This is a genomic window from Amycolatopsis sp. WAC 01376, assembly GCF_003947415.1.
In the GTDB taxonomy this organism is placed as follows: domain Bacteria; phylum Actinomycetota; class Actinomycetes; order Mycobacteriales; family Pseudonocardiaceae; genus Amycolatopsis.
In genome coordinates this window covers 725,298-738,655 of the sequence record NZ_QHKL01000006.1, presented here as the reverse complement: position 1 = coordinate 738,655, position 13,358 = coordinate 725,298, and the positions used below count along the sequence as shown (strand labels likewise).

Here is a 13,358-nt window from a genome sequence, read left to right as displayed (position 1 = left end):
TCGTTCCGGCAAACTGAACGCATGCCGGACGCCATCGACCGCTACGTGCTCACGCGGTACTCGAAGCTGCTGCACGGCAACTTCGCCGGGATGATGAGCGGACCCGAACGCGAGATATTCCTGCGCGACCTCGTCGAGGACGCCGCGCGGATCACCGACGACGAACTCGAAGAGCTGTTCGAGGCGGACTGGCGGCCACGGATCACCGCGGCGTGGCTCATCGGCGTCGACCGCCGCACCGCGTGGCGCGGGCGCATCCGGGAACTGTTCCTGGAAAGCGGTTTGGTGTTCGCCGGGCAGGGCTACTGCTTCGCGCTGGCGAGGTTCGGGACCATCGCCGACGCCGAGATCCTCGTGTCCTATCTGGACCATTACCTCGCCAGGCCGGACCTGCGTTACGACCAGGAGTGGGCGCTCGCGGCCCTGCACAACGTCGACGCCGACCTCACGACCGCGTACACGTCACGCTATCTGCGGCGTGGTGGCCTGTGGGAAAGCTGGTCCGCGAAGAACAGCACGGACCTGCCGTTCCAGAAGATGTACTTCGACCTGCTCTGTTCCCACGTCCAGCGCGCCGTGCACACGGCAGGCGTCAGGCGCTGACCTTCTCGTCGTAGACGACGCGGGACGCGGCGATCGAGTCGCGGTGGCGCTCGGCCCAGCTCAGCAAGCCGCTCAGCGACGCGTACAGCTCCTTCGCCATCGCCGTGGCCTCGTACTCCACCTTCGGCGGCACCGTCGGATACACGGTGCGCACGAGCAGCCCGTCGCGTTCGAGGTTCCGCAACGTCAGCGTGAGCATCCGCCTGCTGATCCCCTCCACCGACCGCTCCAGTTCGGTGAACCGCACCGGACCGCGCGTGGCCTCCAGCAGGATGCCGATCGCCCACTTCCCGCTGATCCGGTTGATCACCTCGAGCACGGTGCACACCTCGAGTTTTTCCGGATCGACGACCCTGGCCTGCGCGGTCACATCGGTGTTCCCCTGGGACATGAAAGTGCCTCCTTCCGGCAAGGAAGAGAGTCACACAAGATGGGCGCTGTTACAAGTGATGCACCAAGGCATCACCTGGGAATTTCAAGGGATTCTTCATGCCACAGCGCGCTCTCGCCCTCGCCGTCCTTTGCGCCGTCTCGCTGATGGTCGTCCTCGACGGCTCGATCGTCGCCGTCGCGCTACCCGCCATCCAGAACGACCTCGGTTTCACGCCGTCCACCCTGGCCTGGGTGGTCAACGCCTACCTGATCGCGTTCGCCGGGCTGCTCCTGTTGTCCGGCAGACTGGGCGACCTGCTCGGCCGGAAACGGGTCTTCCTGGCCGGACTCGGCGTGTTCACCCTCGCTTCGCTGCTCTGCGGAATCGCACAGGACCAAGCTCAGCTCATCGTGTTCCGCTTCCTGCAGGGCGCGGGCGGCGCGCTCGCGTCGGCCGTGGTGCTCGGCATGATCACCACCCTCTACCCGGAACCGCGGGCACGGGCGAAGGCCATCGGCGTCTACAGCTTCACCCAGGCCGCGGGCTCGTCGATCGGGCTCATCGCGGGCGGCACGCTGACCCAGCTGCTCGACTGGCACTGGACGTTCTTCGTCAACCTGCCGATCGGCGCGGTCGCGGTCGTGGTCGCCGTCCGGCTGCTCGCGGACGACCGAGGCCCCGGCCTGCGCGGCGGCACCGACGTCACCGGCGCCGGACTGGTCACCGGCGGACTGATGCTGCTGGTTTACACGATCGTCAAGGCCGAGGAGTACACCTGGGCCGACGCCCGCACGCTCGGGCTGCTCACGGCGTCGCTGCTGCTGCTCGCCGGATTCGTGCTCCGGCAAGCGAAGGCGCGTCAACCGTTGCTGCCGCTGCGGATCTTCCGGCTCCGGGCGGTGTCCGGGGCGAACACGGTGATGGTCCTGATGGTCGCCGGGCTGTTCGGCTTCCAGTTCATCACCGCGCTCTACTTGCAGCGCGTGCTCCGGCTCGACGCGCTGAGCACCGGATTCGCCTTCCTGCCCGCCCCGCTCGCGATCGCGGTGATGTCGCTGGTCTTCGCCGAGCGGTTGAATCACCGCTTCGGGGCGCGAACGGTGCTCGTCACCGGGCTTTCGCTGGTCGCGCTGGCGCTGGGCTTCCTCGCCACCGTCGAGGCGGACGGAAACTACGCGACGGACGTCCTGCCCGCGCTCGTCCTGATGGGCGTCGGCTTCGGCGCGGCGATGCCGGCGCTGATGGGGCAGGCGATGTCCGGCGTCACCGCCGCCGACACCGGGGTCGCTTCGGGGCTGATCAACACCACGCAGCAGATCGGCGCGGCGATCGGGACGGCGGTGCTCGCGACCGCCGCCGCGTCCCGTACCGGATCGCTACTGGCCGAAGGCACCGCGATGGCTGAGGCGCTCACAAGCGGCTACAGGACCGCGTACGCGTTGAGCGCCGGACTGCTCGCCCTCGCTGTCTTCGTCGCGGCCGTGGCTTTACGTGCTCGGAAGACTCAGGAACTGATCGTCGCGTAAGCCCATTCGGAGACCTCGCCGCCGAGCCGCACCTCGGCGGCGCCTCCGGGTTTCCAGACCCCGCTGCCGCCGAACGCGGCCATCCCGCCGGTCTTGCCGGAATACTGGGAAAGCACGACCCACATCCCATACCCGGCCGCGACGCCGACCTGGTCGAGCAGCCGCTGTTCCTGGCCCTCACTGAAGAGCGCGCTGAGCACGTAGACCTCGGCGCCGGCTTCGGCGAGTTCCCTGGCATGGTCCGGATTCGCGGCATCGAGACAGATCGCGAGACCGAGGCGCCTGCCGCCGACGTCGATGATCACCCGGCGATCGCCCGGTTCGAACAGCTCTTCCTCGCTGTTGTGCAGATTGCGTTTCGCATAGGTGGCAACGGTTTCCCCGGTCGGTCCGAGGACGAGCGAACCGATGTACCGCCGCCCGTCCTCCACGAGCGGGAGCCCGATGACGGCGTGGACACCACTGGCCCGGCACGCCTCCCGAAGCGGATCGAGGCGGGGGTCGTCCTGGGACAACCACAGGCCGGGGTCGGCGGCAAGCGCCTCGAACTCCAAACCGGTCAAGGAAAGTTCGGGGAAGACGCAAAGATCGGCTTCCGCGATCCGGAGGAGCCTCGCGTGTTCGGCGATGTTCGCGGAAAGGTCCGCGGGGACGGTGAACGGCTGCACAGTCGCGACACGCATGGCGCGAGCCTAACCTGTGGACGTCCTCAGATACCCCCGCAATCCGTTTTGCCCTCGTCGCATCATGAGCGCGTGGTTGATCCGGAAAACCGGCCTCGCGACACGGTCGAGCTTGCGCAGCAAGGGTTTCCGCGCCTCGACCTCCTGCGTGATGTCCAGCCTGGTGCCGCTTTCCACCGCGACGAGAGCGCCGGCCAGTGTCCCTTCCAGATCACCGCTGAGCAGGACCCGGACCCGGCCCTCCCGTTCGTCCTGCCGGTCTCGATGCATTCGCACGGTCAACGCGTACGGCAGCCTGGACCGGCAAACGAGCTCGGCGGTGTCCTCGTCGACCTGGCTGACCGACCGGACGTCACGCCACCACAGCGGATAAGCGGCCAGGTCGACGACGGCGTCGAACACCGCTTGGGGTGAGGCGGGGAGCAGCCACGTGTCGCGGAAGCGGTACCAACCGCCTCCGCGACCCGTGAGCGAACCCGTCATACCTCCGCCGACACCAGGTTCCGGCCGTCCATGGTCACGACCTCGACCGAGGCCACGTCGTCGGGGGCGACCAGTGCCGAACCGTCGACCCCGGTGCCCTCGCGCTGTCCCTTCTCCGAAACGAGCCAGCTGCCTGCGTTGACTCGCTCGCCGGTCCTGGTCACCACGACGAGCGCACATTTCTCGCCTTCGCGGACCCCTGTCGCCTTGGCGTGGAGCCGTACCCAGCCCGCGGCCGGAACCACCCGGACCGCCAGCTGCACTCCGGTGATCCGGTTGGTGGCCGCGAGATCGCGGGTGCCCGGCACCGGCGCGGTCACCGCGGGCACCGGCAAAGCCACTGTCGACGGCTCCGGCGTGCTCTGCCTGCCGACCAGCACCCCGGCGCCCAGCGCCACGACGGCCAGTACGGCCGCTCCGGCCACGGCGAGGAACCGGCGAGGCTTCCGCTCCTGCGCGCCTTCTTCGTCGCGGACCTGACGCAACGTGCGCTGCAGCAGCAGATCACCGCCGTCGGGAGGACCTTCGAGGAACGCCTCCGGCGGCACTTCGTCGAGGTCATACCGCAGCTCCGACAACTCGCGAACCTCACGACGGCACGTCGCGCAGTTCGCCAGATGCGTCTCGAAAGTGGCCGCTTCCGCCGGGGTGAGCCCACCGAGAACGTAGGCGGCGAGCTGGCCCTGGTCATGTCCGACCGCACTCATCGCGCCACCTCCTTCCCAGGTCCCGACATCACGGCTCTGAGCGCCCGTAACGCGTAATAAGATCTCGACTTAACGGTACCCGGGGCCACGCCCAGGGATCTCGCCGCTTCGGCCACCGTGCGGCCCCGGTAGTAGATCTCCACCAGTACCTCACGATGTTCCGTGGAGAGGCCGTCCATCGCCCCGAGCACGGCCATGGAGTCCACGACGCTCTGCGCGTGGTCCCGCTCCACCGCCGGGGTGGGCACGCCTTCCTCCGGCTCCGCCACTTCCGGTGGCCGTGCCGCCCTGGCCCGCGCGCGGTCGGTGATGATGTTCCGGGCGACCGTGAGCAGCCAGCCCCGCACCGATCCCTTCGCGTCGTTCTGCAGGTCTTCGGCGTGCTTCCAGGCCCGGACCAGGGTCTCCTGCACGACGCCCTCGCCGGCCGCGCGGTCCCCGGTCAGCCTCGTCGCGTACGCCAGCAGGCTTCGCCCGTGTTCGGCGTACAAGTGCCGGACCAAGTCCTCGCCTTTGGCCTTTTTGGGCCGCCAGCCTCCGATCGCCACTCGCGTCCTCCCGACGGTCTTCTGGGTCGGCGAGGACAGTACTGCAACCCGCATGGGCAGAGTGGATCGTTCGGCGCGCGCCGCGATCGAACTGTGCATCGGCACCGGCCTCTCCTCGGTTCTCCATGGCCGCCTCCTCTTGCCTCCCACACGGACGGCGTCGCGGAACGGTTCACCCGGGGCCTTGTCGATCACCGGACGCGCTCGTATGCTGACGCCTCCGGATTCCGCCGCCGCCTGATTCCCGGGAGGGTTCGAGGCGTGCCAAGGAAACTCGCGGCCGTTCTGCTGGCCGTCGCTTTCGTGTCGGGATGCGGCGGGGAACCCGGTTTCACCGCGACGCTCACCGATCCGGCGAACGTCGACCTGAGCTGGCCCGACGACGATCCGAACGTCGCGGGGCGGATCGTCGAATACACCACCGATCCGCACGGCGAGTACACGATCCTGCGGTTCGTGCCGCCGCGGCAGACGACCTACCGGCATCCGGACCTGATGCCGGAAACGCGGTTCTACTACCGGATCCGGCCGTTCTACGGCGCCGTGTCGGACGCCGTCACCGTCTCCGGCCCCGCTACTCCGGCCGCGTCCGGACCCGCCGTGTCACTGCGGACGGGCGACCGATCGGCCGCTCCGGCCTCGTTCCGGGCCGAACCCGCGCCGGAGGAGATGGTGCGGTTCAGCTGGACGGACCACTCCACCGACGAGGACGGTTTCCTCGTGGAGATCAAGAAACCCGGCGCGGCCGAGTTCGTGCCCGTCGAGGTCTCGGATCCGGGGACGACGTCGGCCGGGCTCGCTTCGATGTCGGGTGAGGAGGGCGCTTCGTACCGGCTGCGCACGTTCTACTACGGGCCCGCCTCGCCGGTGCTGGACCGGACCACGGGGAAGGGGTAGTTCTCCCTCCGGATGCTATGAACGGTCCGTTACTTGCAAATTTTGCAAGTAACGGACCGTTCATAGCATTGGCGACTCAGGCGAGAACGGTCTTCAAGAACTGCCCGGTGTAGCTCTCCTCGACCGAAGCGACGTACTCCGGCGTGCCCTCCGCGATCACGGTGCCACCGCCGGAACCACCCTCGGGACCCATGTCGATGATCCAGTCCGAGGTCTTGATGACGTCGAGGTTGTGCTCGATGACGATCACCGTGTTGCCCTTGTCCACCAGGCCGTTGATCACGCCGATCAGCTTGCTGATGTCCTCGAAGTGCAGACCGGTGGTCGGCTCGTCGAGGATGTACACCGTCTTGCCGGTGGACCGCTTCTGCAGCTCGCTGGCGAGCTTGACGCGCTGCGCCTCACCGCCCGACAGCGTCGGCGCGGGCTGCCCGAGCCGGACGTAGCCGAGGCCGACGTCGACGAGCGTCGCGAGGTGCCGGTGGATCGCCTTGATCGGCTCGAAGAACTCGGCCGCCTCCTCGATCGGCATGTTCAGCACGTCCGCGACGGTCTTGCCCTTGTAGTGCACCTCGAGGGTTTCGCGGTTGTACCGGTCGCCCTTGCAGACCTCACACGGGACGTAGACGTCCGGCAGGAAGTTCATCTCGATCTTGATCGTGCCGTCACCGGCGCAGGCCTCGCACCGGCCGCCCTTGACGTTGAAGGAGAACCGGCCCTGCTGGTAGCCGCGCACCTTCGCCTCGGTGGTCGCGGCGAACAGCTTGCGCACGTGGTCCCAGACGCCGGTGTACGTCGCCGGGTTGGACCGCGGGGTGCGGCCGATCGGCGACTGGTCGACGCGGACCAGCTTGTCGACGCCCGCAAGCCCGTTCACCCGGGTGTGACGGCCAGGGACCTGACGCGCGCCGTTGAGCTTGTTCGCCAGCACGGTCGCGAGGATGTCGTTCACCAGGGTGGACTTCCCGGAACCCGAGACACCGGTGACCGACACGAGGCAGCCGAGCGGGAACGACACGTCGAGACCGCGCAGGTTGTGCTCGCGCGCGCCGACGACGGTCAGCTGACGCTTCTTGTCGATCGGGCGCCGGATCGCCGGGATCTCGATCTTGCTGCGGCCCGAAAGGTACGCGCCGGTGATCGAGTCCTTGTTCCGCAAGAGCTTCTTGTACGGTCCACTGTGGACGATGTGACCGCCGTGCTCGCCGGCGCCGGGGCCGATGTCGACCACCCAGTCGCTGGAGCGGATGGTGTCCTCGTCGTGTTCGACGACGATCAGCGTGTTGCCGAGGTCACGCAGCCGGACCAGCGTCTCGATCAACCGGTGGTTGTCGCGCTGGTGCAGCCCGATCGACGGCTCATCCAGGACGTACAGCACGCCGACCAGACCGGAACCGATCTGCGTGGCGAGCCGGATGCGCTGTGCCTCGCCGCCGGACAGCGTCCCGGAAGCGCGGTCGAGCGAAAGGTAGTTGAGCCCGACGTCGAGGAGGAAGCGCAGCCGCGCCTGGATCTCCTTCAGCACCGCGCCGGCGATCACCGTCTCGCGTTTGCCGAGCTCCAGCTCGTCGAGGAACTGCGACGCCTCCGCGATCGAGAGGGCACAGACCTCGGCGATCGACCGATCGCCCTGTGTCTTGTGCTCCAGGGTGACGGCGAGGATCTCCGGCTTGAGCCGCGTGCCCTGACAGGCCGGGCACGGCACTTCGCGCATGTAGCCCTCGTACCGCTCACGCATGTACTCGGACTCTGTCTGCTCCTGGCGCCGCTCGAGGAACGGGATGACACCCTCGAAGGCCGCGTAGTACGAACGCTGGCGGCCGTAGCGGTTCTTGTAGCGGACGTGGACCTGCTCGTCGACGCCGTGCAGAACGGCCTTCTGCACCTTCGCCGGCAGCTTGCGCCACGGGGTGTCCATCCGGAAGCCGATGGTCTCCGAAAGCGATTCGAGCAGGCGGATGAAGTAGTCCGCGCTCTGGCCGCCCGCCCACGGCGCGATGGCGCCCTCACCGAGGGACATCTCGTCGTCCGGGACCACGAGCTCCGGGTCGACCTCCTTGCGGACGCCGATACCGCTGCACTCGGGGCAGGCGCCGTAGGGCGCGTTGAAGGAGAACGACCGCGGCTCGAGGTCCTCGATCGCCAGCGGGTGGCCGTTGGGGCAGGCCAGGTTCTCGGAGAACCCGCGCACGCGATGCGGGTCGTTCTCCGGCAGGTCGACGAAGTCGAGCTCGATCAGGCCGTCGGCCAGCCGGAGCGCCGTCTCGACCGAGTCGGTGAGCCGCTGCCGCGAGCCGGTCTTCACCGAGAGCCTGTCGATGATGACGGCGATCTGGTGCTTTTCCTGCTTCTTCAGCTTCGGCGGGTCGGTGAGCGGGTGGATCGTCCCGTCGACAACGACGCGTGCGTAGCCCTGCTGCTGCAGGTTCTCGAAGAGATCGAGGTACTCCCCCTTGCGCCCGCGCACGACCGGCGCGAGCACCTGGAAGCGAGTGCCCTCTTCCATCGCGAGCACCTGGTCGACGATCTGCTGCGGGGTCTGCTTGCTGATCGCCTCGCCGCATTGCGGGCAGTGCGCCTTGCCGGCGCGGGCGTAGAGCAGACGCAGGTAGTCGTAGACCTCGGTGATGGTGCCGACGGTCGAACGCGGGTTGCGCGAGGTGGACTTCTGGTCGATCGACACCGCGGGCGACAGGCCCTCGATGAAGTCGACGTCCGGCTTGTCCATCTGGCCGAGGAACTGGCGCGCGTACGCCGACAGCGACTCGACGTACCGGCGCTGCCCTTCGGCGAAGATGGTGTCGAAGGCGAGGCTCGACTTTCCGGACCCGGACAGACCGGTGAACACGATCAGGCTGTCGCGGGGCAGGTCGAGATCCACACCGCGGAGGTTGTGCTCGCGGGCGCCGCGAACAACGAGGCGATCAGCCACGCCAGGGTCCCTTCAGGTTTCATTCTCAGCTGCGGTCGCCGTCCCGGTCGATAGCTGCACGGGCGGCCGCCTCCATGCTACGAGGCACCACCGACAGAAACTGGTTCCGAGTCTTTGACCTGCGGTTTTCCAGGCTTATCGCGTCGATCCCGGCGAGCGGTGAGCCACCGGTGAACCGGTCGTTCCACGCCCGCGGTGATCGCCCAGCCCCCGAATACGGCGGCGGCCAGCACGATGGGGAGACGCAGCCAGCCGGGGACGCCGACGTTCAGCAGGGCACGGGCCAGGATGTAACCGAGTTCCTGGTGCACCAGATAAAGACCATACGAGATGCCCGCGAGCCAGGTGACAGCCGGGGCGATCCGGGACAGACCGGGGAACCGCCAGTCCGGCCCGCGCGCGGCCAGGCACACCAGCAGCAGCGTGATCGCGAACCCGACCGCCGACGGCCAGCGCTCGGGATCGTTCGGCAGGGCCTGATGGAACGGGAAGACCTGCAGATCCTGCGCCGCGCAGGCGGCTAGCACGAACAGAGCGAGATGCCAGTGCGCCAGCCGTCGTTTCGCCCACAGCCAGATCGCGATCCCGATCGCGAAGACATGCACACGATGCAGGCCGAGCCCGTAATAGAAGGTCTCGACGAGCTTCGGCGTGGAAACCGGGTCGAATACGACGAACCGGAGGATCAGCGGCACCAGGATCAGCGCCCACAGCAGCCCGACGGTGAGCCGATGGGTGCGCCACCGGCGCGGCCACAGCAGCGCCGCGGCGGTGAACGCGACGAGCTGGACCGGCAGCGTCCAATAGGCGCCGTCGAGGTAGTAGAAGAGTTCGTACCGCCAGCCCCATTCCTGGACCATGCCCAGGTTGGCGAGCAGATCGGCGCCGGTGGGGACGTACCAGGGCGACGGATCGGACGGCGGACCGTGCGGAACGCCGAACAGGAATCCGGTGAGGCCCGGCGGGAACGACAGGCCGCTGAAGCGGATCGTCGCGTACCGGGCGACCACGTAAGTGACGAGCACCGCCACCAGGTACGCGGGCACCAGCCGTGCGACCCGGTTCCACAGCCACCGCCCCGGCCGCCCCTTGCGGAGGCTCGCGCAGACGAAGAACGCGGAAATCACCAAAAGGATGGCCGCACCGAACTGAGCGGTTACCCGAAAGGGGTACCCCACCAGTTCCGGGTGCAGAAGTGCCCCCTGATGGGTGACGTGCCCGAGCATGACCGCGAAGACGGCCACAACGCGCAGGACGTCCCAGCTGATCTTGCGCGGGGCGCGTGGCGAGGCGTCGGGCACGAGCGTCCTGTGGTTCGGCTGGCGGGGCGACGCGAGCCTACGTCGTGCCCCTGTGCGTCACCTGTGCGGGTGGAACCGATTGCAGGCGAACGACTACCGTGTGCGGTGTGAACATCGTCGAGACCTACACCGGGCATGTCGACCCCGGCGGCGACGCCGTCCGCCGCACCCTGGACGCGCTCACCATCACGAAGCTGTCGGTCGGCCCGATGGACAACAACGCGTATCTGCTCGTCTGCCGCGCCGAGAACGAGGCGCTGCTGATCGACGCCGCGAACGACCCGGAGCGGATCTCCGACCTCATCGGCCACGGCCCCGACCGGCCCGCGCTGAAGACCGTCGTGACCACCCACCAGCACCAGGACCACTGGCAGGCCCTCGGCGCCGTCGCCGGCGCGCACGGCACGAACACCGCCGCCCACCCGCTGGACGCCGAGCCGCTGCCGATCCCGCCGGACTTCCTCGTCGAACACGGCGACACGGTCAAGGTCGGACAGGTCACCCTCGAGGTGATCCACCTGCGCGGCCACACCCCCGGCTCCATCGCGCTGCTGTACCGCGACCCGGCCGGGCACCCGCACCTGTTCACCGGCGACTCGCTGTTCCCCGGCGGCGTCGGCAAGACGAACTCGCCGGAGGACTTCAAGTCGCTGCTCGACGACGTCGAGTCGCGGATCTTCGGTGAACTGCCGGACGAGACGTGGTTCTACCCGGGACACGGGGACGACTCGACGCTGGGTGAGCAGCGTCCGCAGGTCGCGGAGTGGCGCGAACGCGGCTGGTGAACCTATGCCGTTCCCGAACGAGCGCCTACCTACTTGTGAACGTAACGGCCCGGACGACCCTAGAGCCGCACTGGCTGGCGGCATCGGTGACAACTCACGACACAGCCGTATGCTCTCGTAGCGAGATCGCAACAGTTGCAGGCTGACCATGGGGCGAGTGGATGAGCGAGGAGAAGAAGGAGTCTGGCGACATCACGGAGCACCCAGGGTGGTTCGGGTTGGGTTACGGCACCAGAGGCACCAACTCCATGATCCTGGGCATCCATGCAGACTGGCCAGCTTATCCGTGCGCACCAGGTGGAAATCATGGTTTGTTCGACCTGGCACAGTTTCCCGCAGGCACCCGCTTCTTTCCAATCGACGATATCGACCGCTGCGTACTCTTCAGTGCTTACAACTACGACCCGAAGAAACCCGAGCGCGCAAAGGATCCGCTGTCACCCGACGCATTCCAGGTCGCGATCTGGCATGAAGACTTAATGCCTCTCCAAGAGCAAGGTTTAATCAGCGGGATTACGCCCATCAGCAGGCGAGAGTTCGAGATTCGCCGACGAGCCGAGTGGGAATGGCCGAAGAGACAGCTCTTTATCGAACAGAAGGACGGCAGCAAGACAAGGGTAATCCTTCCACCGCTGCCGCCTGCACCAGATGAAGAAGACTTCTGGGCCGGATCGTACAGTTACCCCGCCTTCGACGATGACGCAGATGGCACTGAGGGTGCCATCACGATCACCCCGGCTGGCTGGAAGGTGGTTACCCAGCAACTCGCCGAGCAACTGGAGCTTCCTGACAGCATGCCCGACCTGAAGAAACTCCTAGACAACGAGTTGTACGACCACGCTGTCCGGGAAGTCAGCATCGCTATCGAAGAGGAACTGAGGCTTGCCGTGGGCAATGATGACGACTTCGGACAGCGGCTTGTTGACAAATTCATCAAGCACCTGGATTCAGAGCTCTTCGCTTACAACACCATCCTCCGGATCTATCGGCTACGGCTCCGCACGTTTTTCAAGTTCACCCGAAACCCGCACGCTCACCGCAAAATTACTCTCACGTCTCCCAACGCGCTTGCTCTGACGACCCATGCACTGGAACTGCTGGATGATATTCAGCAGTTCCGCAAGAAAAACGCCGTCACCACCTGACATTGTCAGCCTGATCACGGCACTCTCCAAACCGAATGCGCAGGCTCGTCCAGGGCCCACCCAATGAGCCACACTCAGCGACCGCTGATGGATCGATCTTCTCTCTGAGCCCCGATGAGTCTCTTCGCCGAAGTAACGCCGACCAACAGTCCGATCAACAAGCAAGAAGGCACCTGCTCAGACACCGATGACGTCGAGCATGCCGCCCAGACCCTTGAAGTCGCCTTCATTCCGGGTATACAACGGCAATCCTCTCGACGATGCAATGGCGGCGATCATCAGATCCGTTCGCCGAGGTCGCGGATCCCGGTTCGCCGCGAGGACCAGCGCAACCAACGTGCCATACCGGGCAGCGGCATCACCGTCGAACGGAAGCGGCGCGAAATCGACGATCGCAGCACCGAGCTTTTCAGTGCGCGCGGCGCGGACCGCGGCATCCTTCGCCATAGCCACCCCTTGATGGAGCTCTGCCATGGTTACAGCTGTGAGCTCCGGAATCTTCGGCAGTGCCGCAGACTCGAGCAGCCCGAGATCGATGTAGGTGCAAGTGTCGAGCACTCCTGCCTCGTGACGCTCAGCCACGACCGTGCTCCCACGCGTCGTCAGAAGCAACACGGTCCTCAGTGCCGAAGAACTCATCGGCTTCCTGCCGCATCTGAGCCGCCTCGACCTTGGGCAACCCTCGATGCCGTTGGACCAGTTCCTCGGCAGTCAGGCGGCGCCTACGCGGTATCGGCCGCAGCTCAGCCACTTCGACACCATTGCGGGTGACGTGGTAGATCTCGCCGGCCTCGACAGCGTCCATGACGGCAGCAGAGTTGTTACGGAACTCGCGCTGAGTGATCACCTTCACGAGGCTCAGTGTAGCCATGCGTAGCTCACCAAGCTACATCCGTCTGATCTGTTGACATCTGACGCGATACGCTCTTCCAGCTGCGTCGGCAAGACGAACTCGCCGGCGGGCTTTTCGTCGGTGATCGACACGTCTCGTCGCGGATCTTCGACGAACTACCGGACGAGACTTGGTTCTACCCCGGTCATGGGGACGACTCGACGCTGAGTGAGCAGCGGGCACACCTTGCAGAGTGGCGCGAACGCGGCTGGTGATCTGAAAGCTTCACGGAACGGCGCCGCACCCGTTCACTTATCAGTGGCGTCGCCCGAGTCGGCAAACCTCCGGATCGCGGACACCGAACTACTTCCGCGGACCTCTTGTTCACCGCGATAGAAACGTTTGTTTTCGAGGTCCGATAGGGACCGGACCAACGCCACAGGCCGCGCATTACGCCGTAGACTGTTTGACTGGCCGCGGACTACGGCCGGTCCTTATGGCTCGACACCACTTGACCAGCAGCCGACAGCCCGCTCGCACGGC

14 protein-coding genes and 1 pseudogene are annotated in these 13,358 nt (G+C 66.6%); 6 read left to right on the top strand and 9 right to left on the bottom strand.

The genetic code is table 11. The features are described 5' to 3' along the window. The first annotated feature begins 21 nt into the window (after window positions 1-21). On the top strand, window positions 22-603 hold the full coding sequence (locus DMH03_RS30405) for a DUF6000 family protein (protein WP_125795378.1): 582 nt from the start codon (window positions 22-24) through the stop codon (window positions 601-603). On the opposite strand, the gene DMH03_RS30400 is transcribed toward DMH03_RS30405, so the two are convergent. Next, the gene (locus DMH03_RS30400) at window positions 593-994 is read right to left on the bottom strand and encodes a helix-turn-helix domain-containing protein (protein ID WP_007028064.1); all 402 of its coding nucleotides are present in this window, start codon (window positions 992-994) and stop codon (window positions 593-595) included. The two genes, DMH03_RS30405 and DMH03_RS30400, sit on opposite strands and share 11 nt — an antisense overlap. A 98-nt stretch (window positions 995-1,092) precedes the next feature. Here DMH03_RS30400 and DMH03_RS30395 point away from each other — a divergent pair, with 98 nt between their 5' ends. Next, entirely contained in the window at window positions 1,093-2,502 is a 1,410-nt protein-coding gene (locus tag DMH03_RS30395; protein WP_125795377.1) for an MFS transporter, read from the top strand. Here DMH03_RS30395 and DMH03_RS30390 read toward each other — a convergent pair. From DMH03_RS30390 to DMH03_RS30375, 4 genes are read right to left on the bottom strand one after another with little or no spacing between them, the layout of a single operon-like run. Next, the gene (locus DMH03_RS30390) at window positions 2,481-3,185 is read right to left on the bottom strand and encodes a carbon-nitrogen hydrolase family protein (RefSeq protein ID WP_233611718.1); all 705 of its coding nucleotides are present in this window, start codon (window positions 3,183-3,185) and stop codon (window positions 2,481-2,483) included. The genes DMH03_RS30395 and DMH03_RS30390 overlap by 22 nt on opposite strands. A gap of 9 nt (window positions 3,186-3,194) precedes the next feature. Further along, window positions 3,195-3,668 (bottom strand): SRPBCC family protein, encoded by a 474-nt coding sequence (locus DMH03_RS30385; RefSeq protein WP_125795376.1) that lies wholly within the window; start codon window positions 3,666-3,668, stop codon window positions 3,195-3,197. Continuing rightward, window positions 3,665-4,375, bottom strand: coding sequence for an anti-sigma factor (locus tag DMH03_RS30380; RefSeq protein WP_125795375.1), 711 nt, complete (start codon window positions 4,373-4,375; stop codon window positions 3,665-3,667). The genes DMH03_RS30385 and DMH03_RS30380 overlap by 4 nt, the downstream gene beginning before the upstream one ends. After that, on the bottom strand, window positions 4,372-4,923 hold the full coding sequence (locus DMH03_RS30375) for a sigma-70 family RNA polymerase sigma factor (RefSeq protein ID WP_199749086.1): 552 nt from the start codon (window positions 4,921-4,923) through the stop codon (window positions 4,372-4,374). The genes DMH03_RS30380 and DMH03_RS30375 overlap by 4 nt, the downstream gene beginning before the upstream one ends. Window positions 4,924-5,184: 261 nt before the next feature. On the opposite strand from DMH03_RS30375, the gene DMH03_RS30370 reads away from it, so the two are divergent. Beyond that, window positions 5,185-5,820, top strand: a complete 636-nt coding sequence (locus DMH03_RS30370) for a fibronectin type III domain-containing protein (protein WP_125795374.1) — start codon at window positions 5,185-5,187, stop codon at window positions 5,818-5,820. A 76-nt stretch (window positions 5,821-5,896) separates the two neighbouring features. Here DMH03_RS30370 and uvrA read toward each other — a convergent pair whose 3' ends face one another. Both uvrA and DMH03_RS30360 read right to left on the bottom strand, forming a co-directional pair. After that, window positions 5,897-8,752, bottom strand: coding sequence for an excinuclease ABC subunit UvrA (uvrA, locus tag DMH03_RS30365; RefSeq protein ID WP_125795373.1), 2,856 nt, complete (start codon window positions 8,750-8,752; stop codon window positions 5,897-5,899). A 77-nt stretch (window positions 8,753-8,829) separates the two neighbouring features. Beyond that, window positions 8,830-10,053, bottom strand: a complete 1,224-nt coding sequence (locus DMH03_RS30360) for an acyltransferase (RefSeq protein ID WP_125795372.1) — start codon at window positions 10,051-10,053, stop codon at window positions 8,830-8,832. 107 nt (window positions 10,054-10,160) lie between these two features. Here DMH03_RS30360 and DMH03_RS30355 point away from each other — a divergent pair, with 107 nt between their 5' ends. Both DMH03_RS30355 and DMH03_RS30350 read left to right on the top strand, forming a co-directional pair. Then, entirely contained in the window at window positions 10,161-10,838 is a 678-nt protein-coding gene (locus tag DMH03_RS30355; protein WP_125795371.1) for an MBL fold metallo-hydrolase, read from the top strand. Between the two features lie 161 nt (window positions 10,839-10,999). Then, entirely contained in the window at window positions 11,000-11,983 is a 984-nt protein-coding gene (locus DMH03_RS30350; protein WP_125795370.1) for a TIGR02391 family protein, read from the top strand. A 177-nt stretch (window positions 11,984-12,160) separates the two neighbouring features. On the opposite strand, the gene DMH03_RS30345 is transcribed toward DMH03_RS30350, so the two are convergent. Next, the gene (locus DMH03_RS30345) at window positions 12,161-12,565 is read right to left on the bottom strand and encodes a type II toxin-antitoxin system VapC family toxin (RefSeq protein WP_125795369.1); all 405 of its coding nucleotides are present in this window, start codon (window positions 12,563-12,565) and stop codon (window positions 12,161-12,163) included. After that, entirely contained in the window at window positions 12,558-12,836 is a 279-nt protein-coding gene (locus DMH03_RS30340) for a type II toxin-antitoxin system Phd/YefM family antitoxin (protein WP_125795368.1), read from the bottom strand. Before DMH03_RS30340 ends, DMH03_RS30345 begins: the two co-directional genes overlap by 8 nt. A gap of 36 nt (window positions 12,837-12,872) precedes the next feature. On the opposite strand from DMH03_RS30340, the pseudogene DMH03_RS42675 reads away from it, so the two are divergent. Then, a pseudogene (locus DMH03_RS42675) lies at window positions 12,873-13,090 on the top strand (MBL fold metallo-hydrolase); the annotation flags it as partial. Window positions 13,091-13,358 lie beyond the last annotated feature (268 nt).

Coding starts and splice junctions, on each gene's coding strand:
- DMH03_RS30350 (WP_125795370.1), top strand. CDS start 11,000: ATGAGCGAGGAGAAGAAGGAGTCTGGCGACATCACGGAGCACCCAGGG.
- DMH03_RS30385 (WP_125795376.1), bottom strand. CDS start 3,668: ATGACGGGTTCGCTCACGGGTCGCGGAGGCGGTTGGTACCGCTTCCGC.
- DMH03_RS30400 (WP_007028064.1), bottom strand. CDS start 994: ATGTCCCAGGGGAACACCGATGTGACCGCGCAGGCCAGGGTCGTCGAT.
- DMH03_RS30390 (WP_233611718.1), bottom strand. CDS start 3,185: ATGCGTGTCGCGACTGTGCAGCCGTTCACCGTCCCCGCGGACCTTTCC.
- DMH03_RS30405 (WP_125795378.1), top strand. CDS start 22: ATGCCGGACGCCATCGACCGCTACGTGCTCACGCGGTACTCGAAGCTG.
- DMH03_RS30395 (WP_125795377.1), top strand. CDS start 1,093: ATGCCACAGCGCGCTCTCGCCCTCGCCGTCCTTTGCGCCGTCTCGCTG.
- DMH03_RS30380 (WP_125795375.1), bottom strand. CDS start 4,375: ATGAGTGCGGTCGGACATGACCAGGGCCAGCTCGCCGCCTACGTTCTC.